Origin of the sequence: Streptomyces sp. NPDC019396 (assembly GCF_040632375.1) — a bacterium.
Classification (GTDB): domain Bacteria; phylum Actinomycetota; class Actinomycetes; order Streptomycetales; family Streptomycetaceae; genus Streptomyces.
Map to the genome: position 1 here is coordinate 287120 of NZ_JBEYBS010000007.1, position 20509 is coordinate 307628.

Genomic DNA, 20509 nt, shown 5'->3' on the forward strand with positions numbered 1-20509 from the left:
GGGGCACGCGGGCGGAGAGCCGTTCCCCGGAATGGCCGCCGCAGTCACATTGGAGTCAACGTCCGATGAGAGTTATCCACAGATCGTCTGACCTTTCCCACTGCTGTGGATAACTCTGTGGATAAGGTCGGGGCAGAGCTTGACATCCGCCCTCTGCGGCTCCCCCCCGGCCGTTCCGCGACGGCTCTAGGTCGCGGCTACTTCCACTGCGTGGAGACGGCGAAGCCACCGGCGATGAAGCCGAAGCCGACCACGATGTTCCAGTTGCCGAAGGACTGAATGGGGAGCCGGCCGTCGGTGACGTAGAAGACGACGATCCAGGCGAGCCCGATCAGGAACAGCGCCAGCATCACCGGCGCCACCCAGCTGCGGTTCGTCAGCTTGATGTTCGTCGCCTGCTTCGCCGCCGGCGGCGGTGTGAAGTCGGCCTTCTTGCGGATACGTGACTTCGGCACGAGGGACTCTCCTGTCGATGCGCTGCGTGACCGCGCAGGGGAAATGTGGCTGGCGCCGGGGCGGGGCGAGGGGGCTCACGGCCTCCCCCGGGCGTCCGTTAGCGTAGTGCTTCCGCGGTCACCGTAGGAGTAAGGGTACGTTGAGCAATTCCGCCGACACTCCCCCAGGGCCGGTCCGCCGTTTCGCGCCGCGGCCGGTCCGGCTGCTGACCGCTGCCGTTTTCGCGCTCGCCGGGCTGATTTTCGTCACCAGCTTCAACACCGCCAAGGGCACCAACCTCCGCACCGACGACTCGCTGCTGAAGCTCTCCGACCTGATCCAGCAGCGCAGCGAGAAGAACGCCGAGCTGGACCGGTCCACCGCGGCGGTCCGCGGTGATGTCGACGCACTCGCCCGCCGCGACGACGGGTCCACCAAGGCCCAGGACGAGCGGTTCCAGGCCCTTGAGAAGGACGCGGGGACCAAGAAGGTCCGGGGCCGGGCCGTCGCCGTCACCCTCAATGATGCTCCCGCGAACGCCCAGGCAGCCCCTGGCTACCCGGAGCCCCAGGCCAATGACCTGGTCATCCACCAGCAGGACCTCCAGGCCGTGGTGAACGCGCTGTGGCAGGGCGGGGCCGAGGGTATCCAGGTGATGGACCAGCGGCTGATCTCCACCAGCGCCGTACGGTGTGTCGGCAACACGCTGATCCTCCAGGGCCGCGTCTACTCGCCCCCGTACAAGATCACCGCTGTAGGCGACCCCGATCGGCTCAAGCGGTCGCTGACCGCGTCGCCCGCGATCCAGAACTACCAGCTCTATGTGCAGGCGTACGGCCTCGGCTGGAAAGTGGACGAGCGCGATGCGGTGACTCTTCCCGGCTATTCGGGCACAGTGGATCTGCACTACGCGGAGCCGGTCACCTAGGCCTGGTTCTCAAACACGGCCTGGGCCCGGACAGGACCTGGCTCCCGGGGAGCGGGGAGGGGCGGCCGGTGCGAGCGGGACCGCTGCGACTGATCGTCAGGACCCTCAGCGAGATCTGCGTCACGGCCGGCGCCGTGATCGTGCTCTTCGTGGCGTATCTGCTGCTCTGGACCGGAGTGAAGGCCGCCGACGCCTCGGCCGGCGAGATCGTCCGGCTCCAGGAGGAATGGACCCGGCTTCCGCTCGAACCGTCGCCGTCGTCATCACCGCCGCCGTCCCCGTCGACCACACCGGCGCCCTCGGCTCCCTCCCGCGGGTACGAGCCGGGCAAGCCCTTCGCCGTGCTGTACATACCCCGCTTCGGAGCGGACTGGGACTGGCCCGTGCTGGAGGGCACCTCCGCCGGCACCCTGAAGAAGGGTCTGGGTCACTATCCGGGCAGTGCTCGTCCGGGTGAGACCGGGAACTTCGCGGTGGCCGGTCACCGCCGCACTTATGGGGACCCGTTCAAGGAGTTTCCCAGGCTGCGGCCGGGGGACGCGGTGATCCTCACGGACGGCACGACCTGGTTCACCTATCGAGTGAAACGGGAGTCCTTTCGCACCGTACCCAGTGATGTCGCGGTCATCGAGCCCGTACCGAGGCGGTCGGGGTTCGACGGTCCGGGGCGCTACCTGACGTTGACCACCTGTGATCCGGAGTGGGGAAGCAGCCATCGGCTGATCGTATGGGCGTATCTCGACGGCACCCAGCCTGTGACGGACGGCAAGCCGGAAGCTTTCCACAGCTGACCCACGGGCCTCTTACGCCCTTTAGTCTGGTCCCGTACGAGGAAAGGGAAGGAACAGCATGTACGGCTGGATCTGGCGGCATCTGCCGGGCAACGCATGGGCGCGGGCGTTCATCTCGCTCGTGCTGGCCCTCGCGGTCGTCTATGTGCTGTTCCAGTACGTGTTCCCCTGGGCGGAGCCGCTGCTTCCGTTCAACGATGTGACGGTGGACGGCCAGTGAGCGCGCGCATTCTCGTCGTCGACAACTACGACAGCTTTGTCTTCAACCTCGTCCAGTACCTCTACCAGCTGGGTGCGGAATGCGAGGTCGTGCGCAACGACGAGGTGTCGACCGCGCACGCGCAGGACGGTTTCGACGGGGTGCTTCTGTCCCCTGGACCGGGTGCGCCCGAACAGGCCGGGGTCTGCATCGACATGGTCCGCCACTGTGCGGCGACCGGCGTGCCCGTCTTCGGCGTCTGCCTCGGTATGCAGTCGATGGCGGTGGCCTATGGCGGGGTCGTCGACCGGGCGCCTGAGCTGCTGCACGGCAAGACGTCCTTCGTCCTGCACCAGGGCAAGGGCGTCTTCGCGGGGCTGCCCTCGCCGTTCACGGCGACGCGCTACCACTCGCTCGCGGCGGAGCCGACGACGGTGCCGGACGAGCTGGAGGTCACGGCGCGTACCGAGGACGGCATCATCATGGGGCTGCGTCATCGTGAACTGGCGGTGGAGGGCGTGCAGTTCCATCCGGAGTCCGTCCTCACGGAGCACGGTCATCTCATGCTCGCCAACTGGCTCGAGCAATGCGGCGACACGGGCGCGGTCGGCCGCTCGGCAGGGCTGGCGCCGGTGGTGGGCGGCAAGGCCCTGGCATGAACGGCGAGGGGGGTGCGCCGTGGCTCCGGGACGGGAGCGTTCCGGGGTATTCCCCGGCCCCGGAGCAGTGGGACTGGTCCGGTTACGGCCGCACGGAGGACTCCCCGGGGTACCAGCAGGACTGGTACGGGCAGCAGTACGCCCCCGTCGACGAGACGGCGGCACACCGGACCACCGGCGGACACGGCAGGCACGCCGCGCACCGGGCCGGTCCCGGTTCCAGTCCCGGGACGTCAGAGGCGCCCACGTCCGTATCCGAGTCCCCGGCCGGTATGCCCGAGCGGGCTCTGGGCGGCCGGGCCGAGCGCCGGCGTGCCGCGAAGGGGCGGGGGCGGCGCAGGGCCGGCGGCGCACCGGCGTCCACCGCGACCGGTCCGGTGCCGAGCGAGGAGGGCGCCCCGCTCACCCGGGTCGAGGCACGCCGGCGCGCCCGGGCCCTGAAGGACAGCCCCGCGGTCATCGCCAGCAGGGTCTTCGGTGAGCTCTTCATCACCGTCGGCGTGCTGATGCTGCTGTTCGTCACCTATCAGTTGTGGTGGACGAACATCCTCGCGGGACAGCAGGCCAATGCCGCCGCCAACAAGATCCAGGACGACTGGGCCAAGGGCCGTGCGCCGGGTGCCTTCGAGCCGGGGCAGGGCTTCGCGATCATGCATATCCCCAAGCTCGATGTCGTCGTCCCGATCGCCGAAGGCATCGACAAGCACTCGGTGCTGGACCGGGGCATGGTGGGTCATTATGCGGACGGGGCTCTCAAGACGGCCATGCCGTCCGACAAGCAGGGCAACTTCGCGGTCGCCGGTCACCGCAACACGCACGGTGAGCCGTTCCGCTACATCAACCGTCTCGCGCCGGGGGATCCGATCGTCGTCGAGACTCAAGACGCGTATTACACCTACAAGATGGCGAGCATTCTCCCGCAGACCTCCCCATCGAACACCAGCGTGATCGCTCCGGTGCCGGATGGCTCCGGATTCACCGGTCCCGGCCGCTATATCACCCTCACGACATGCACGCCCGAATTCACGAGTACGTACCGAATGATCGTGTGGGGCAAGATGGTCGACGAACGCCCGCGGAGCAAGGGGAAGCCCGACGCGCTCGTCGGCTGAGGCGTGACCGGACCGGATTTCCAGAACGACAGGAAACAGGGGCAGGTGCAGTGGCACGTGCGCGCAGCCGGATCGCCGGCGTCATCAGTGTCTTCGGCGAACTGCTGATCACCGGGGGAGTGCTGCTCGCGCTCTTCGTCGTCTACTCGCTCTGGTGGACCAACGTCCTCGCGGACCGCGCGGCCACCAAGGAGAGCGACCGGGTGCGCCACAACTGGGCCGTGCCCCAGGGGCCGGGCGAGCTGGACACCAAGGACGGCATCGGCTTCCTCCACGTCCCTGCCATGGGAGCCGGTGAGGTGCTGGTGAAGAAGGGCACCGACCCCGAGACTCTCAACGACGGTGTCGCGGGCTACTACACCGACCCCATCAAGTCGGCCCTGCCCACCGACAAGCGCGGGAACTTCACCCTGGCCGCCCACCGCGACGGCCACGGCGCCAAGTTCCACAACATCCACCAGATCAGGACCGGGGATCCGATCGTCTTCGAGACCAGGGACACCTGGTACGTCTACCGGGTCTTCAAGGACCTGAAGCAGACCTCGAAGTTCAACGTCGACGTGCTCCAGCCGGTGCCGAAGGAGTCGGGCAGGACCACTCCCGGCCGCTACATCACCCTGACGACCTGCACGCCTCTGTACACCTCCGACTACCGGTATGTGGTCTGGGGCGAGCTGGAGCGCATGGAGAAGGTCGACAGCGCCCGCACGAGGCCCCGGGAGCTGCGCTGACGGGTTCTACCCCGTCAGAACGCCGCAGCAACGCGTCAGCACAGCACAGAGCCCCGGCCTCCCTAACCGGATGCCGGGGCTCTGTGCTGTGCTGCGGCCGGGACGGACGGCCCGTACGGGCCGAACGGTCCGCTGCTGCTAACCGCCCAAGCCGAAGCCTCCGCCGTTGTTGTTGCCGCCCTGCTGGCCTCCGCCGCCGATCGTCTGGAGGGTGATCGGCGTCGACGCGGGGTCGGCCTGGGTGCCGGGCTGCGGGTCCATCTGGACGACGAGCGCGTTGTCGTCCTCGGAACTGCCGTTGGCGAGCGCGATGTTCGTGAAGCCGAACTGCGCCAGGATCTGCTTGGCCTCACCCAGACGCTTGCCCCGTACCTCGGGTACCTGCGTCTGAGGTTGCTGCTGCTGGCCCTTGGAGACCTGGAGCGTGATCGTGGCGCCCTTGGCCTGCTTGGAATCGCCTGCCGGGTCCTGGGACACGACCTCGCCCGCGGGCTTGTCGGAGTCCACATCGGTGCGCGCCACGGTGAAGCCGAGGGTTTCCAGCTGGCTCTTCGCGGCGTCGAACTGCTGGCCCACCACAGGGGGCACGGTCTCCTTGGCCTGCTTGGCGACCTTCAGGGTGACCTTGGTGCCCTTCTCGGCCTTGGTGCCACCTTCGGGGTCCTGGCTGATGACCGTGCCGGGGGTCTCGTCCGACTCGACTTCCTTGACCTCGACGTCGAAGCCGTCCTTCTCCAGGCGGGTGGTGGCGGTCTCCTCCTGGGAGGCCGTGACATCGGGCACCTCCACCAGCGGCGCGCCCTCCGAGAGGATGAGCTTGACGGTCCCGCCCTCGCTCATCTTGGCGCCGTCGGTGGCAGCCGGGTCCTGGCTGCACACGCTGTCCTTCGGCTCGTCGCAGCGGGCGGTGCCGCTCCGTACGGCCTTGACGTTCGAGTTGGTCGCGAGCCGCTGAGCCTCGTTGAAGGTCTTGCCGACCAGGTTCGGGACGGCGACCTTGCCGTCGCCGCCGTCCTGGCTGAAGATCTCCTTGCCGATGAGGATCGCGCCGATGAGCACCAGGATGCCCGCCAGCACGAGCAGGGCCGTCGAGGTGTTCGACTTCTTCTGACGGCGGCGGTCCGGGCGGTCGTCGTAGCCGTATCCGCCGTCGTCCGGGTTCACGGGCGGCAGCATCGATGTCTGACCGCCCGGGTCGGTGGCACGCAGCGCCGTGGTCGGCTGGTCCTCGGGGCGCTGACCGCCGTAGCCGCCGTAGCCGACCGCGCCCATCGCCGTCGTCGCGGCGACCGGCTGGCCATCGAGGCAGGCCTCGATGTCGGCGCGCATCTCGTCGGCCGACTGGTAGCGGTAGTCGGGGTCCTTGACCAGAGCCTTCAGCACGATCGCGTCCATCTCGGGCGTGATCTCGGGGTCGAAGTTGCTCGGCGGCTGGGGCTCTTCCCGGACATGCTGATAGGCGACGGCCACCGGGGAGTCGCCGACGAACGGCGGACGCACGGTGAGCAGCTCGTACAGCAGGCAGCCGGTCGAGTAGAGGTCCGACCTGGCGTCGACCTGCTCGCCCTTGGCCTGCTCCGGGGAGAGGTACTGGGCGGTGCCGATGACGGCCGCGGTCTGGGTCATGGTCATGCCCGCGTCGCCCATGGCGCGCGCGATGCCGAAGTCCATCACCTTGACCTGGCCGGTGCGCGTCAGCATGACGTTCGCCGGCTTGATGTCCCGGTGGACGATGCCGTTGCGGTGCGAGTACTCGAGGGCCTGGAGGATGCCGGTGGTCATCTCCAGGGTGCGCTCGGGCAGCAGCTTGCGCCCGGAGTGCAGCAGCTCTCTGAGCGTGGAGCCGTCCACGTACTCCATCACGATGTACGGGATGGAGACCCCGTCCACGTAGTCCTCGCCGGTGTCGTACACCGCGACGATAGCCGGGTGGTTCAGCGAGGCGGCCGACTGGGCCTCACGGCGGAACCGGGCCTGGAAGGACGGGTCACGGGCGAGGTCGGCCCGCAGCGTCTTCACGGCGACGGTGCGGCCGAGCCGGGTGTCGTGCGCGAGGTACACCTCGGCCATGCCACCGCGGCCGAGCACCGAGCCCAGCTCGTACCGGCCGCCGAGGCGACGCGGCTCTTCCATAACAGTTCCAGCCCTCTCCGTCAGTCCCGACCGCACCCGTGTGTGTGGTCCGGCGGTGTGCTGTTCGCGCATACGCTACCGGCCACGCCGCATGGAATCGGCCCAAGCCCGGGACCTGATATGCGACCGGTACCGCATTGTGCGCCCATGAGGCGGGGCGACAGGTCGATCAGTGACATGCGTCACTGCTTCCCGTTGAGTACCGCCTCCATCACCTTCTTGGCGATGGGGGCGGCGAGTCCGCCACCGCTGATGTCGTCACGCGACGTGCCCGAGCTGTCCTCGACCACGACGGCCACGGCCACCGGGGAGCCCTGGGCGGTCCTGGCGTAGGAGATGAACCAGGCGTAGGGACGTTCCTTGTTGTTCTCTCCGTGCTGGGCGGTGCCCGTCTTGCCGCCGACCGTGACGCCGTCGATCTTGGCGTTCGAACCGGTGCCCTTCTCGACGACGTTCTCCATCATCTGCTGGAGGAGCTGCGCGTTCTCCTCCGAGAGCGGCTGGCTCATCTCCTCCGGCTCGGTCTGCTCGAGCACGTCCAGGTTGGGCGCCTCCAGCTTGTCGATCATGTACGGCTTCATCAGCTTGCCGTCATTGGCGATCGCGGCGGTGACCATGGCCATCTGGAGGGGGGTGGCCCTGGTGTCGAACTGGCCGATCGCCGACTGGGCGTTGCCACCGCGGTCCATGTCGGTGTTGTAGACGGAGGCGGAGGCGCGCACCGGGGTATAGATCTTCGGGTCGTTGAAGCCGAACTTCTCCGCCGTCTCCACCATGTTGTCCCGGCCGACCTTGTCACCCAGGTTGGCGAAGACCGAGTTGCAGGAGACCCTGAGGGCCTCGTTCAGGCTGGCCTTCTCGCAGCCGCCGTGCTGGTTCTTCATCGGCGTGCTCGAAAGCGGGATGAGGTACGGCTCGGGTGTGTCGGTCGGCGCGTTGATGTCCTTGACGACGCCGTGCTCCAGTGCCGCGGCGGCCGTGACGGCCTTGAAGGTGGAGCCGGGCGGGTAGGTCTCGCGCAGCGCGCGGTTGAGCATCGGCTTGGCTTTGTCCGCGTTCAGCTTCTGCCAGGCCTTGCCGTCCGCGTTCTGACGGCCGGCGAAGGAGGAGGGGTCGTACGAGGGCGTCGACGCGAGAGCAAGGATCTTGCCGGTGCGGGGATCGATGGCCGCGACCGCGCCCGTCTTGTCCCCCAGGCCCTCGAATGCCGCCTTCTGGGCCTTGCCGTTCAGCGTGGTGACGACATTGCCGCCCTGCTTCTTGTCACCCGTGAACATCGCCATGGTGCGGTCGAAGAAGAGCCGGTCGTCGTTGCCGCTGAGGATCTCGTCCTCGAGGTACTCCAGCTGGGAGGAGCCGAAGGCCTGCGAGGCATAGCCGGTGACGGGAGCCCACATCGGGCCGGCAAGGTAGGTGCGCTTGTACTTGAAGTAGGTGTCATCGGTCAGCTTGGAGCCGGTGACCGGCTTGCCGTCGACGATGATGTTGCCGCTCTCGGAGGCATAGCGCTCGATCTGGACACGCTTGTTGCTCTTGTGACTGCTGAGCTCTTCCGCCCGGACGTACTGGAGCCAGTTGTCCCGGATCAGCAGCGCGAGGACCAGGAGGCCGCAGAAGATCGCGATCCGGCGCAGGGGCTTGTTCACGGTCGGACCACCTGGGTCATCTCGGCGTCGGGGTTCGGGGCGGGAGCGGGCGCGGGGCGCCGGGCCGTGTCGCTGATCCGGATCAGGATGCCGATCAGTGCCCAGTTGGCGATCACGGACGAGCCACCCGCCGCGAGGAACGGCATGGTCATACCGGTCAGCGGGATGAGGCCCATCACACCGCCGGCGACCACGAAGACCTGGAGCGCGAAGGCTCCGGTCAGGCCGATCGCGAACAGCTTGCCGAACGGGTCCCGGGCGGCGAGGGCGGTGCGCACGCCGCGCTCGATGATCAGACCGTAGAGCAGCAGGAAGGCCATCACCCCGGCCAGTCCGAGCTCCTCGCCGACAGTGGCGAAGATGAAGTCGGAGTTGGCGGCGAACATGATGAGGTCGGAGTCGCCCTGGCCGAGACCGGTGCCGAGAGTGCCACCGGAACCGAAGGACATCAGCACCTGGGTCATCTGGTCGCAGGCGTAGGCCATGTTGGTGCCCTCGGGTGCGGTTTTCAGGCACTCGAAGGGGTCGAGCCAGGCGGCCACACGGGACTGGACGTGCGTGGCGAACTGGGAGACGACCACCGCGCCGCCCGCCGACATCAGCAGGCCCATGACGATCCAGCTGGTCCGCTCGGTGGCCACGTACAGCATGATCACGAACATGCCGAAGAACAGCAGCGAGGTGCCGAGGTCGTTCTCGAAGACCAGGACGAGCAGGCTCATCGCCCAGATGGTGAGGATGGGCCCGAGGTCACGGCCGCGCGGCAGGTAGAGCCCCATGAAGCGGCGACTGGCAAGCGCGAGCGCATCGCGCTTCACCATGAGGTAGCCGGAGAAGAAGACCGCGATGACGATCTTCGCGAACTCACCGGGCTGGATGGAGAAGCCGCCGACCCGGATCCAGATCTTGGCGCCGAACACGTCCGCGCCGAGGCCCGGGACGAGCGGCAGCAGCAGCAGGACGAGCGACGCCGCCATCGAGATGTAGGTGTAGCGCTGCAGGACACGGTGGTCCTTCAGCAGCACCAGTACGCCGACGAAGAGCGCGACGCCCAGCGCCGAGTACATCAGCTGGTTGGTGGCCTGCGGGGAGAAGCTGGGCAGCGCGTTCAGCCGGGGTGACTGGTCGAGGCGCCAGATCAGCACCAGGCCGAGGCCGTTGAGCAGTGTTGCCAGCGGCAGCATCAGCGGGTCGGCGTACTTGGCGAACTTGCGCACCACGAGATGCGCGACGCCGGCGAGGAGCGCGAGGCCGATCCCGTATCCGAGCATGCCCGCAGGGAGCTTGCCGGTGAGCGCGAGGCCCACATTGGCGTAGGCGAACACCGGGATCGCGACGGCGAAGCCGAGCAGGAACAGCTCGGTGTTGCGGCGGCTCGGCAGGTCGATCGCGCCGATGGTGGTCGTGTTGGTGACAACGCTCATGGTGGAGAAGGGCCCCCTACTGGTCTACCGCTGTACCGCTCACTGCTTGCCGCAGTTCGTGGCGAGCTTCTGCTCCTCCTCCGAGAGGGTGGGGCCCGGAGAGGGAGCGGCTGCGTTCGGCTTGGTCTGGGCGGACTGGTTGGAGGGCTGGGTGCCGGTGGTGCCACCGGCCTGCCCCTCGCCGGGAGGTGTGCTGGGCGTACGGTCCGCCGCGGATTGGCGCTGCTCGTCCTTCTTGCAGGCGGATGCCTGGGTGGAGAGCTCGACGATCTTGTTGCGCGCGGATCCGAGACTGCTCTCCGCGATGGTCTCCTTGACCTGCTTCTGCTGGTAGGGCGGCAGGTACTTGAGTTCGATCTCGGGGTGGTCCTTCTCCACGTCGGAGAGCGAGACCCAGCCGAGGTCCTGGCTGATGCCGCGGTACAGCGCGATGTGCTGGCCGTTGCTGCCGACGTAGTACTGGGTCTGGGTCCAGCGCCAGGCGCCGTACAGACCGCCGCCGAGCACGGCGAGCGCCAGCGTGCCGTACAGGGATCTCTTGAGCCACTTGCGGCTGGAGCGGGGCTTGGCGAAGTCGTCGTCGGCGTAGGAACCGAAGCTGCCCTCCGGCGGCATTCCGCCGTAGCCCGCCTCGTCGCCGCTGCCGGGAGGGCCGAAGCCGCCGCCGGGCGGCGGGACGGGGCGGCCGAGGCCGGAGGCGCGTCCCGCGGGGGTCTGCATGGCGCCGTTGTCGCCGAGCGGCATCTGGTTCTCGGCGACCGCGCCGACGATGACCGGGGTGTCGGTGAGCTGGCCCGCGAGGGTGTCACCGCCGTCGACGTCGAGGACGTCCGCGATGATCACGGTGATGTTGTCGGGGCCGCCGCCGCGCAGCGCCAGCTGGATCAGGTCCTGGACGGTCTCCTGCGGGCCCTGGTAGCTGGCGAGGGTGTCCTCCATCGTCTGGTGGGAGACGACGCCGGACAGTCCGTCCGAGCAGATGAGGTAGCGGTCGCCTGCCCTGACCTCGCGGATGGAGAGATCGGGCTCCACATGGTCGCCGCTGCCCAGGGCGCGCATCAGCAGGGAGCGCTGCGGGTGGGTGGTGGCCTCTTCCTCGGTGATTCGGCCCTCGTCCACGAGGCGCTGCACCCAGGTGTGGTCCTGGGTGATCTGGGTCAGCACACCGTCGCGGAGCAGATACGCGCGGGAGTCTCCGACGTGCACGAGCCCGAGGCGCTGGCCGGTCCACAGGAGCGCCGTGAGGGTGGTCCCCATGCCCTCGAGCTGGGGGTCCTCCTCGACCATGGCGCGCAGCTGGTCGTTGGCCCGCTGCACGGCGGTGCCGAGCGAGGTGAGGATGTCGGAGCCCGGGACGTCGTCGTCGAGCTGCACCAGCGTCGAGATCACCTCGGACGAGGCGACCTCACCGGCGGCCTGGCCGCCCATGCCGTCGGCGATGGCGAGCAGGCGCGGGCCGGCGTAACCGGAGTCCTCGTTGCCCTCACGGATCATGCCCTTGTGCGATCCGGCGGCGAAGCGCAGTGACAGACTCATGCGCACCTGCCCTGTCGACGCTGCTTCGGGGTACAGCCGGTCTCGAGCCACACTGCCCACCCTCCGGTCGGGAGCCGCCGGGCCCGGCCCAGTGCCGGTACCGCTGCGGTCCCGGTGGGGACCGCAGCGGTTCGCTCGCTCCGCTCGCTCATTGTCGTACTACTTCCGCAGCTCGATGACGGTCTTGCCGATACGGATCGGCGCGCCCAGCGGAATCGGTGTCGGGGTGGTGAGGCGGGCCCGGTCGAGGTAGGTGCCGTTGGTCGACCCCAGGTCCTCGACGATCCACTGTCCGTCACGGTCGGGATAGATCCTGGCATGCCGGCTCGACGCGTAGTCGTCGTCCAGCACGATGGTCGAGTCGTGGGCCCGGCCCAGGCTGATGGTCTGCCCCTGGAGCGCGACGGTGGTGCCCGTGAGGCTGCCCTCGGAGACCACCAGCTTGGTCGGCGCTCCTCGGCGCTGGCGGGTGGCCTGCTGCTGGCGCTGCTGTGGAGGCGCGGCGGGCTGCTGGCGCCCGGTCTGCTGCGGGCGCGCTTCGGCGCCCCGGCGCGCTCCGCGCTGGGTGACGCGCGTACCGAACAGGTCGCTGCGGATGACCTGGACGGCCACGATCACGAACAGCCACAGAACGGCCAGGAAACCCAGCCGCATGACCGTCAGGGTCAGCTCTGACATTGCCCCCGCTTCACCCTTCGGCTTGCCGGTAAACGATGGTGGTGTTGCCCACGACGATCCGCGAGCCGTCGCGGAGCGTAGCGCGGGTGGTGTGCTGCCCGTCCACCACGATGCCGTTGGTGGACCCGAGATCCTGGATCGTCGAGGGCGTGCCGGTCCGGATCTCACAGTGGCGGCGGGAAACGCCGGGGTCGTCGATCCGCACGTCCGCGTCGGTGCTGCGTCCCAGCACCAGCGTCGGGCGGGAGATCTGGTGGCGATTGCCATTGATCTCGATCCAGCGGCGCACCTGGGCACCCGGCACTGATCCCGCCGGGCGTCCGGGCGCTGGGCCCGGCCGGTTTGCCCCGGCCGGCGGTGCCGACGGCATGGGAGGTGCCGCAGAAGGAGGGTAACCATAACCGCCGCCCTGCGGGGCGCCTGTGGAAAAGCCCTGGGGGCCGCCGACGGGCCCGCCGGCAGGGCTGCGGTCGGGTGCGCGGTCCGGCGACTGTGACGTACTCGACGCGAGCGTACGGCTGCGGACCCGGTACAGACCGGTGTCGAGGTCGTCGGCCTTCTCCAGGTGGACCTTGATCGGTCCCATGAAGGTGTACCGCTGCTGCTTGGCGTAGTCCCGGACCATGCTGGAGAGCTCGTCGCCGAGCTGGCCCGAGTACGGGCTGAGGCGCTCGAAGTCGGGAGCGCTCAGCTCCACGATGAAGTCATTGGGGACGACGGTCCGCTCGCGGTTCCAGATCGTGGCGTTGTTGTCGCACTCGCGCTGGAGGGCGCCCGCGATCTCGACGGGCTGTACCTCTGACTTGAAGACCTTGGCGAAGGTGCCGTTGACCAGGCCTTCGAGTCGCTGCTCGAAACGCTTCAGGACTCCCATGGGGCACCTCCTCCGTCGTTGCCGTCCTGGTACTGCTTACTGATCGTATCCACGCGTGGGGGAATCGGCTGGTTCCCCTTGTCTGCCCCGTCGATGAGTGTCACCTCTCACACGGACCGTCACACGGATCGTAGAGGCGGCCTCCTCACAGTGTCCCGCACCCGGGAAGCTCCCCGGGTGTGAGGTGGCAAACCCTCCCATGCGGCCCGCGCACCGGCTGACCCCGCCCGACCACTCTCCGTCTGCCGGTCTCTCCCTGCTTTCTCTTCCCTCACCGCTCCTACTTCCTTGGTCTCCTCGACCGCTGGGGGCCGAAACAAACGCATGTGAGGGGACCCTGCACAGCGTGCTAATGTTCTGCATGTCGCAAGGCGCTCACACCGAGCAGGTGAGGGCGAGGCGGCAACACCCAATGCGCGGGTGGCGGAATAGGCAGACGCGCTGGATTCAGGTTCCAGTGCCCGAAAGGGCGTGGGGGTTCAACTCCCCCCTCGCGCACAGATGAAGCGGTCGGCATCGTGATCACGATGCCGACCGCTTTGCGTTGTCTTCCCGGTCGGCTCCCACCTGGTCTGGTGGGCGGCGCAGGCGGTGGGTGTGAGGCATCTCCCCGGTTGCCCGGCCAGGGGCGGTCGACCTCACTCTCGTCGGCGATCGGCATGCCATCGTCCGACATCCCGGCCGTCGCGCCCTCGGCCCTCTCATGAACGGGCCACGGCGGCGGGTTTCCCTGGCAGCCGCTTCGGCTACGCCGGGATCGGTGTCGCGTTCCTCGACACGCGTCGACAGGGCGGCGGCGCTGTCAGCCCAGGCTCGGCGGTGTCCAGTCGGCGAAGCGCAGGACGGCCCGGATCGTCGCGCCGGACGGGGCCAGGCGGACGGCCGTGTTGCGCAGGGCCATGGCGATGGGGTGGGTCAACAGCGGTCCCAACCGGCCGGCCTGGCGTGCGGCCCGGGCCACCGACTGGCTGCGGGGGCGGCGCTCGGCGTCGTAACGGGCCAGTGCCGCCTTGACCGTGGGCTCGGTGGAGAGTGCGGCCGCCAGGGTGACCGCGTCCTCCAGGGCCTGGCTGGCGCCCTGGCCGAGGTTCGGGGTCATGGCGTGTGCCGCGTCACCGAGGATTGCGATCCGGCCGGCGGTGAACGCGGGCAAGGGGGTTGCCAGTTCATGGATGTCGTGGTGCAGGACGGTGTCCGGCGGGGTCGCGTCCAGCAGTGCGGGGATCGGGTCGTGCCAGTCGCCGAACCGGCTGCGCAGCGCGGCAAGGGTGTCGGTATGCCGTATGCCGGCGGGCGTCTTGATCACCGCGTGCCACTCGGCACGGCCGTCGGCGAAGGTGATGTGTCCGAACTCGGCGCCTTTGCCCCAGGTCAGTTCGAGATCGGAGGCCAACGGCACCGGATGTTCGGTGAGGCCTCGCAGGACCGTCGTTCCGCTGTAGACCGGGCCGGGGTGGTCGGGGAAGAGTCGCCGGCGCAGTCGGCTGTGCACCCCGTCGGCCACCACCACCAGGTCCGCTTCCAGGGCGCCGTCGCCGCCGACCGGCACCCGCACCCGGTCCGGGGTCGAGGGGCCGACGAAGGCCACTTCGGTGCCGATGACCAGGGACTCGCAAGGCAGCGCCTCGCGCAGCAGGCGGTGCAGCGCGGCCCAGCGGATGCCGACGACCGGCGCGCCGAGAGCCCGCTCGAGCGCGGCCCCGTCCAACCGGGCCAGCCAGCTGCCGCCGGGGGTGCGGGTGCCTCCGGTGTACTGGGGTCGGGCGGCCGCGTGGGCCGCTTCGCCGACGCCGAGGGCTTCCAGGGCCCGGATTCCGTTGGCGTGCAGGGAGATACCTCCGCCCACGTCGGCCAGGACGGGAGCGCGTTCGAGGACCGTCACCTCCCAGCCGATCCGGCGCAGGCCCACGGCGGTGGCCAGTCCGCCGATGCCTCCTCCGACCACGACGGCATTTCCGCTCATGCCCGCCCCCTCCTTCTACGGATGTAGAAGGAGGGTAGCGCTGCTCTCTACAGGTGTAGAAAGGAGGGGTGCCTGACGATCGACGGACCCTCCTCGCCGACACCGCCATCGGCGTGCTCGCCGAAGCCGGGATACGAGGACTGACCCACCGCGCGGTGGACCGGGCGGCCAACCTGCCGCCCGGCACCACGTCCGCCTACTACCGCACCCGCCAGGCGCTGCTCACCGCGCTGGTCCGGCGCCTGGTCGCGCTCGACCAGGCGGAGCTCCAGGAAACCGGCAGCCGGACCCCCGTCCCGCGGAGCGCTGACGAACTGGTGGCCGGGATCGCCGCTCTCGTCGAACAGCGGCTCACCGGGGAGGGGCGCCGGCGCTCCCTCGCGCGCTACGCGTGCGCCATCGAGAGCGTCCACCAGCCCGGGCTGCGGGAGATCCTCGTGCCGCGCGAGAACGCGGGGAGGCAGGTCGTGCACGATTTCCTGGCCGCGCGGGGCCGCGTCGACGCGGCGGAACGCGCCGTCACTCTGCTGACGTGTGTGGACGGGCTGGTCTTCGACCGCCTGGTGGGCGGTGGCGGGGTGTCCGAGCAGGAGATCCGCGGACTGGTGGCGGCGGCGCTGCGGTGATCCGGCGGCGCCGCGGTGATCCGGGGTGCTGTGTGGTCTGCGGTGCCGGGGTGGTCCGGCTTGCGGCTCGGCGGTGGCCCTGGGCTCGTGGGCGGTCCGGCTGGGCTCGCGCACGGCCACGCCGGTGGGCAGCCGGGCGGCGGGGGTGGGGCAGCCAGGTGGCGGGGGTTGTCCGGACGGTCGCCGGATGGTTGTGCGCGGGGCCGGTCGGGGACCGTGAGGCGTATGGCGCAGCGGGAAGCAGAGGCCGTTTTGTCCCCGGAGGGGCCGGGGACGGGGACGGAGCGTGCCCCTTCCGGCGGGGTGTCCTCGACGGGGCGGCTGATCGGTCTCGATGTGGCCCGCGGGCTCGCGGTCCTCGGGATGTTCACGGCCCATCTGGGTCCCGATCCGGCCATGGGCGGTGTGCAGGGCTGGGCGCTGGAGATGGCGCGCGGCCGACCCGCCACCCTCTTCGCCGTGCTGGCCGGGTTCTCCCTGGTCATCCTCACCGGTCGGCCGGAGTCCAGGACCGGGCGCGCCGGGCGGCAGGCCGTGGCGCGGGTGCTGATCCGGTCCGCGGTGCTGATCGTGATGGGGTTCGCCCTGACCGCCCTGGACACGCCGATCGATGTGATCCTCGCCGCCTACGGGATGCTCTTCGTCCTCGCCGTGCCGTTGTACCGGCTCTCCGCGGGCGCCCTGGCGGTCATCGCCGCGGTGACCGCGCTCGTCATGCCGCCGGTCCGGTATCTGCTGGCGTCCGTGGTCGACGGCGGAAGCTGGGCGGACACCGTGATCGCCATCGATCCGCTCGCCCGGCTCACCGGCTCCGACGGTTTCATCGAGCTGTTCGTCGACGGCGAGTACCCCGTACTGACCTGGCTTCCCTTCATTCTCGCGGGCATGGCCGTGGCGAAACTCGACCTCACCAGGCGCGGGTTGCTCCCAAAGATGGCCGTCACCGGGTGCGCCCTGACCGTGCTGGGGTACGGGGGCTCCTGGCTGGCGCTGCATCTGGTTCCGGGTGCGCAGTCCGCCGTGGCAGCGGCGACGGACGGCGGTTCGGCCTCCTCCGCCTGGTGGTCCGACACCGTCGGCGATCCCGTCGCCCTCACCCCGTACTGGCTGCTGGTGGGGGCGCCGCACAGCCAGACGACGTGGTCGATCCTCGGGAGCACCGGACTCGCTCTCGTGATCCTGGCCGCCTGCTTCATCGCCGCGGACCGGTCCGCGTACTTCAGGCGCCTGTCCGCCCCCGTCGCGGCGGTCGGCTCCATCGCTCTGACCGCATATGCCGGTCATATCATCGCTATCTGGGCGCTGGGCATCGACGATCTCGACGAGTTCTCGGACTCCGCCGCCCTGCTGCTCCTGCTCGGCTTCAGCGTGGTGACCATGCTGTTCGCCATGGCCTGGACGCGCCGGTTCCGGCGCGGACCGCTGGAGTACCTGGTGCACGCCGCCACCCGGCCGGCTCGGCTGGTCACCTGACCAAGGAGGCAGTTCCATGACGGTTCGTCTGACGCTGTACGCCACGGCCGGGAGGGCCACCAGGAACACCGTCCTCGGAGACGGTCCACTGGAGCCAGGCGGCATCAGCGGGGCAGCGCTGCCACCGTACGAGGCGGTCGTACGCGGCCCTTCGACGCGCTGTGCGCAGGCCGCCGCCGCGCTCGGTCTGGAGGCGGAGGCGGTACCCGAACCCGCTCTGCGCGACCTCGACCACGGCACTTGGCGCGGCCGCACCATCGGCGATATCGCCGCGGCCGACGCCTACGGGCTCAGCGCATGGCTCAAGGACCCGGACGCCGCGCCGCCAGGGGGCGAGTCCGTGCGGCAGCTGTGCCGGCGGACGCTGCCCTGGCTGCGGGGTCTGCCGTCCGCTCCTCGCTCCGGCGCCGCCGGCGCGCACACCCTGGTCATCGCCGAACCGGCCGTCGTCCGCGCCCTGCTCGTCAACGCGATGTCGGTACCGGCGACCACCTTCTGGCATCTGGACGTGCCCGCTCTGTCAGCGGTCTCCCTCACCTCGCACGATGACGGCTGGGTCTGGGACGTCGAGTCCCGGGGCGCGCCTGTCGTGCGGAGCCGGCGGCATGTGGACGCTTCCGGATCCCGGGTGGGGATCTGATCACTCAGAGTGCGACCAAGGTTGAACGGAGCAGCGACGAAAGTGGGCCGCGGGTCGCGGAAACCGGCGACTAGGGTTCGGGCGTGGACGCGTCAACGAAATCCTGGGCGGCCCGGATACCTTCCGGGGTGCGTTCCCCGATAGCCGTGGGCTGGCGCTGGTTCGCCCAGCCCGGACAGTGGTCCCGGCGCAGGGTCGCGGGGGAGGCCGTTCTCGCGTTCACCCTGGGGCTGCTCGTGGTGTGCCTCGGAGATCTGGTGGGGCAGCCCGCCGGCGAGGTGTACGGCGGAGGGGGCGCGGCCGTCGTCCTGTCGCTGCTGAGGCGCCGCCTGCCGGTGAGCGTGCTGGTCGTGGTGTCCGGGTTGACCCCCGTCATCGACGGCTTCCTCCCGCTGATGATGATCGTGGGCTGGTCTGCCGGACGGCGGATCCCGGGGGCGGGCCGCGCACTCGCCGCGTTCACCGGTGCCTATCTGCTCTGTCTGGGTGTGACCCTCGCCGAGGGCGGCTGGACGAAGAGCTATCTGCTGACCATGGTCCTGCTGACGACCCTGCTCTTCCTGGCGACTACGGTCGTGCCGGGACTGGCCAGCCGCTACTGGTTCCAGCGCAGGACCCTGCTGCAGACCCTCCAGGACCGCAATGTCCAACTGCTGCGCGAGCGGGAGATGGTGGCAGGGCAGGCGCGGCTGAAGGAGCGGCAGCGGATCGCCCAGGACATGCACGACAGCCTGGGGCACCAGCTCGCGCTCATCGCCGTGCACACCGGGGCGCTCGAGGTGGACCGTGAGCTCACCGACCGGCAGCGGGAGGCCGTCGGGGTGCTGCGGGACGCCTCGGTGACCGCCATGCACGAGCTTCGCGAGGTCGTGGGCATTCTGCGGGACGGGATCGAGGCGTCCGCGCCCGCGACCGACGAGTCCGGAAGGGCCGCGCGGGGGACGGCCGGTATCGCGGAGCTGGTCGAGTCGGCCCGGGTGGCGGGTCCCGGCTCCGCGGCGGGGTCCGGCTACGAGGTGGAGCTGCGGCAGCTGGGCGAGGCAAGACCGCTCGCTGCGGCGGCGGATCATGCCGCGTACCGCATCGTCCAGGAGGCGCTGACCAACGCCTTCAAGCACGCGCCCGGTGCGCCGATCGCCGTGGAACTGCGCTATGAGCCGGACTCGTTCGTGGTGGAGATCGCCAACGCCCCTGCTACGGATGCCCTGGACGCCGTGGGAGAGGTCGTCAGCGGCGGCCAGGGACTGACCGGGCTGCATGAACGGGCCCGGCTGGTCGGCGGAATGGTGCACGCGGGGCCGCTCGGTGGCGGCGGCTTCCGGGTGGCGGGGGTGCTGCCGTACGGCGTGGTGGAGGCCGCGCCGATCGTCGGTACGGTGGAAGGCTTTCGGGGGCAGCAGCCGGCGGTCCCTCCCGGCAACGGTGTCCCGGTCATGGACTGGACCGTCACGGAGAGGGAGTTGGCCATGGGTGGCAGGATCGGGGGCCGGGGCAGAACCGGCGGGGTGGCGATCGGGTGCGGGATCGCCGTGGCCGCCGTCGCGGTGCTGGTGGTGGCGAGCCTCTTCGGGGCCTTCTTCCTGATGGGGTCGCTGGACAAGGGGATGATCGACCCCGAGGAGTACGACGCCGTCGACGTGGGGATGACGGAGGAGGCCGTACGCAGCCAGCTCCCGGACGGCGACACCTTCGCGACGATGGGGCTCCAGGGCACCGGGCCGAAGCGGCCGTCCGGCTCGTCCTGTCTTGTGCTCATGTCCTCCCAGACGGGGGAGAGCATGGAGACCGAACCGGTTTTCCGGTTCTGCTTCAAGGACGGCAAGCTGGTGGAGAAGCGGGCGTACGAGGCCAAGCGCTAGCCAGGCTGCCCGCACTGGTGTGAGCACGGGGGGAGACGCTGTGACCCGGTCCCAGGGGTCGCCGATCAGAGTGGTGATCGTCGACGATGAGCCGCTGATCCGCGCCGGGATCCGGATGATCCTCACCTCGGACCCGGACATCGGGGTGGTGGCGGAGGGGGCGAACGGCCGTGAGGCCGTGGAGCTGGCACGGACGCACGCCGCGGATGTGATGCTGCTCGACATCCAGATGCCGGTCATGGACGGTCTGACCGCGCTCTCCGAACTGCGCAGGGCGGCGCCGAACACCAGGGTCGTCGTGCTGACGACCTTCGGCGAGCGCGAGAACGTGCTGCGGGCGCTGGAGCAGGGGGGCGCCGGGTTCCTGCTCAAGGACACCGCACCCGCGGAGCTGATCCGGGCCGTGCGCGCGGCCGTCGCGGGCGACGCCTACCTCTCGCCCGGTGCGACACGGCACGTCGTGGACCAGCTCGCCTCAGGGCGGGCCGCGGCGCGGGGTGAGCGGGCCAGGGCGCGGGTGGCGGGGCTGAGTGCCCGTGAGCAGGAGGTGCTCGCGCTGCTCGGTGAGGGGCTCTCCAACGCGGAGGCCGGGCGCAGGCTGCATATGAGCGAGGCCACCGTGAAGACGTATGTGAGCCGGATCCTGGCGAAGCTGGAGTGCGAGAACCGCGTGCAGGCGGCCCTCCTGGCGCGGGACGCCGGGCTTTAGGGGTCCTTGCAGAATGATCCTTCTGTGGCACGGTGGAGGTGTATGTGTTCCCGTGTTTTGTGGGGTGTGGCCATGGCACGGCGGAAGCCGTGG

At 69.6% G+C, this 20509-nt stretch carries 19 protein-coding genes and 1 tRNA gene; 12 read left to right on the plus strand and 8 right to left on the minus strand.

Annotated elements, in window-relative coordinates; genetic code table 11:
- Positions 1-197: 197 nt before the first annotated feature.
- Positions 198-455, minus strand: a complete 258-nt coding sequence (gene crgA, locus ABZ532_RS11215) for a cell division protein CrgA (RefSeq protein ID WP_361281091.1) — start codon at positions 453-455, stop codon at positions 198-200.
- 140 nt (positions 456-595) lie between these two features.
- Between crgA and ABZ532_RS11220 the strand changes: the two genes are divergently transcribed.
- From ABZ532_RS11220 to ABZ532_RS11245, 6 genes are all read left to right on the plus strand, one after another.
- The gene (locus ABZ532_RS11220) at positions 596-1363 is read left to right on the plus strand and encodes a DUF881 domain-containing protein (protein ID WP_361281093.1); all 768 of its coding nucleotides are present in this window, start codon (positions 596-598) and stop codon (positions 1361-1363) included.
- Positions 1364-1431: 68 nt separating this feature from the next.
- Positions 1432-2154, plus strand: a complete 723-nt coding sequence (locus tag ABZ532_RS11225) for a class E sortase (RefSeq protein WP_361281095.1) — start codon at positions 1432-1434, stop codon at positions 2152-2154.
- A 58-nt stretch (positions 2155-2212) separates the two neighbouring features.
- Positions 2213-2374: a hypothetical protein gene (locus tag ABZ532_RS11230; RefSeq protein ID WP_361281098.1), complete on the plus strand. Its 162-nt coding sequence runs from the start codon at positions 2213-2215 to the stop codon at positions 2372-2374.
- On the plus strand, positions 2371-3012 hold the full coding sequence (locus ABZ532_RS11235) for an aminodeoxychorismate/anthranilate synthase component II (protein ID WP_361281100.1): 642 nt from the start codon (positions 2371-2373) through the stop codon (positions 3010-3012). The genes ABZ532_RS11230 and ABZ532_RS11235 overlap by 4 nt, the downstream gene beginning before the upstream one ends.
- Positions 3009-4124: a class E sortase gene (locus ABZ532_RS11240; protein WP_361281103.1), complete on the plus strand. Its 1116-nt coding sequence runs from the start codon at positions 3009-3011 to the stop codon at positions 4122-4124. The genes ABZ532_RS11235 and ABZ532_RS11240 overlap by 4 nt, the downstream gene beginning before the upstream one ends.
- A gap of 50 nt (positions 4125-4174) precedes the next feature.
- Positions 4175-4855: a class E sortase gene (locus ABZ532_RS11245; RefSeq protein WP_361281105.1), complete on the plus strand. Its 681-nt coding sequence runs from the start codon at positions 4175-4177 to the stop codon at positions 4853-4855.
- A gap of 138 nt (positions 4856-4993) precedes the next feature.
- Here ABZ532_RS11245 and pknB read toward each other — a convergent pair whose 3' ends face one another.
- The 6 genes from pknB to ABZ532_RS11275 all read right to left on the minus strand — a co-directional run bounded on the left by pknB (position 4994) and on the right by ABZ532_RS11275 (position 13146).
- The gene (gene pknB, locus ABZ532_RS11250) at positions 4994-6988 is read right to left on the minus strand and encodes a Stk1 family PASTA domain-containing Ser/Thr kinase (RefSeq protein ID WP_361281107.1); all 1995 of its coding nucleotides are present in this window, start codon (positions 6986-6988) and stop codon (positions 4994-4996) included.
- Positions 6989-7170: 182 nt separating this feature from the next.
- On the minus strand, positions 7171-8634 hold the full coding sequence (locus ABZ532_RS11255) for a penicillin-binding protein 2 (RefSeq protein ID WP_361281109.1): 1464 nt from the start codon (positions 8632-8634) through the stop codon (positions 7171-7173).
- Positions 8631-10058, minus strand: a complete 1428-nt coding sequence (locus ABZ532_RS11260; RefSeq protein ID WP_361281111.1) for an FtsW/RodA/SpoVE family cell cycle protein — start codon at positions 10056-10058, stop codon at positions 8631-8633. The genes ABZ532_RS11255 and ABZ532_RS11260 overlap by 4 nt, the downstream gene beginning before the upstream one ends.
- 39 nt (positions 10059-10097) lie before the next feature.
- Complete coding sequence (locus ABZ532_RS11265) at positions 10098-11594, minus strand: Stp1/IreP family PP2C-type Ser/Thr phosphatase (protein ID WP_361281114.1); 1497 nt, start codon at positions 11592-11594, stop codon at positions 10098-10100.
- A 159-nt stretch (positions 11595-11753) separates the two neighbouring features.
- Complete coding sequence (locus ABZ532_RS11270; RefSeq protein WP_361281117.1) at positions 11754-12272, minus strand: FHA domain-containing protein; 519 nt, start codon at positions 12270-12272, stop codon at positions 11754-11756.
- A 10-nt stretch (positions 12273-12282) separates the two neighbouring features.
- Positions 12283-13146 carry a DUF3662 and FHA domain-containing protein gene (locus tag ABZ532_RS11275; RefSeq protein ID WP_361281119.1) on the minus strand — a complete coding sequence of 288 codons (864 nt, stop codon included), beginning with the start codon at positions 13144-13146 and terminating at the stop codon, positions 12283-12285.
- A gap of 414 nt (positions 13147-13560) precedes the next feature.
- Here ABZ532_RS11275 and ABZ532_RS11280 point away from each other — a divergent pair.
- A tRNA-Leu gene (locus ABZ532_RS11280) sits at positions 13561-13644 on the plus strand.
- A 304-nt stretch (positions 13645-13948) separates the two neighbouring features.
- Here ABZ532_RS11280 and ABZ532_RS11285 read toward each other — a convergent pair.
- A complete protein-coding gene (locus tag ABZ532_RS11285) occupies positions 13949-15109 on the minus strand; it encodes an FAD-dependent monooxygenase (protein ID WP_361281121.1) in 1161 nt (386 codons plus the stop codon).
- 68 nt (positions 15110-15177) lie between these two features.
- Between ABZ532_RS11285 and ABZ532_RS11290 the strand changes: the two genes are divergently transcribed.
- From ABZ532_RS11290 to ABZ532_RS11310, 5 genes are all read left to right on the plus strand, one after another.
- Entirely contained in the window at positions 15178-15735 is a 558-nt protein-coding gene (locus ABZ532_RS11290; RefSeq protein WP_361281123.1) for a TetR family transcriptional regulator C-terminal domain-containing protein, read from the plus strand.
- A 225-nt stretch (positions 15736-15960) separates the two neighbouring features.
- The gene (locus tag ABZ532_RS11295; protein ID WP_361281126.1) at positions 15961-17208 is read left to right on the plus strand and encodes a DUF418 domain-containing protein; all 1248 of its coding nucleotides are present in this window, start codon (positions 15961-15963) and stop codon (positions 17206-17208) included.
- A 16-nt stretch (positions 17209-17224) separates the two neighbouring features.
- Positions 17225-17848: a histidine phosphatase family protein gene (locus tag ABZ532_RS11300; RefSeq protein ID WP_361281129.1), complete on the plus strand. Its 624-nt coding sequence runs from the start codon at positions 17225-17227 to the stop codon at positions 17846-17848.
- A 128-nt stretch (positions 17849-17976) separates the two neighbouring features.
- Entirely contained in the window at positions 17977-19707 is a 1731-nt protein-coding gene (locus ABZ532_RS11305) for a histidine kinase (RefSeq protein WP_361281131.1), read from the plus strand.
- A 40-nt stretch (positions 19708-19747) separates the two neighbouring features.
- The gene (locus ABZ532_RS11310; RefSeq protein ID WP_361281133.1) at positions 19748-20416 is read left to right on the plus strand and encodes a response regulator transcription factor; all 669 of its coding nucleotides are present in this window, start codon (positions 19748-19750) and stop codon (positions 20414-20416) included.
- The last annotated feature ends 93 nt before the right edge of the window (positions 20417-20509 follow it).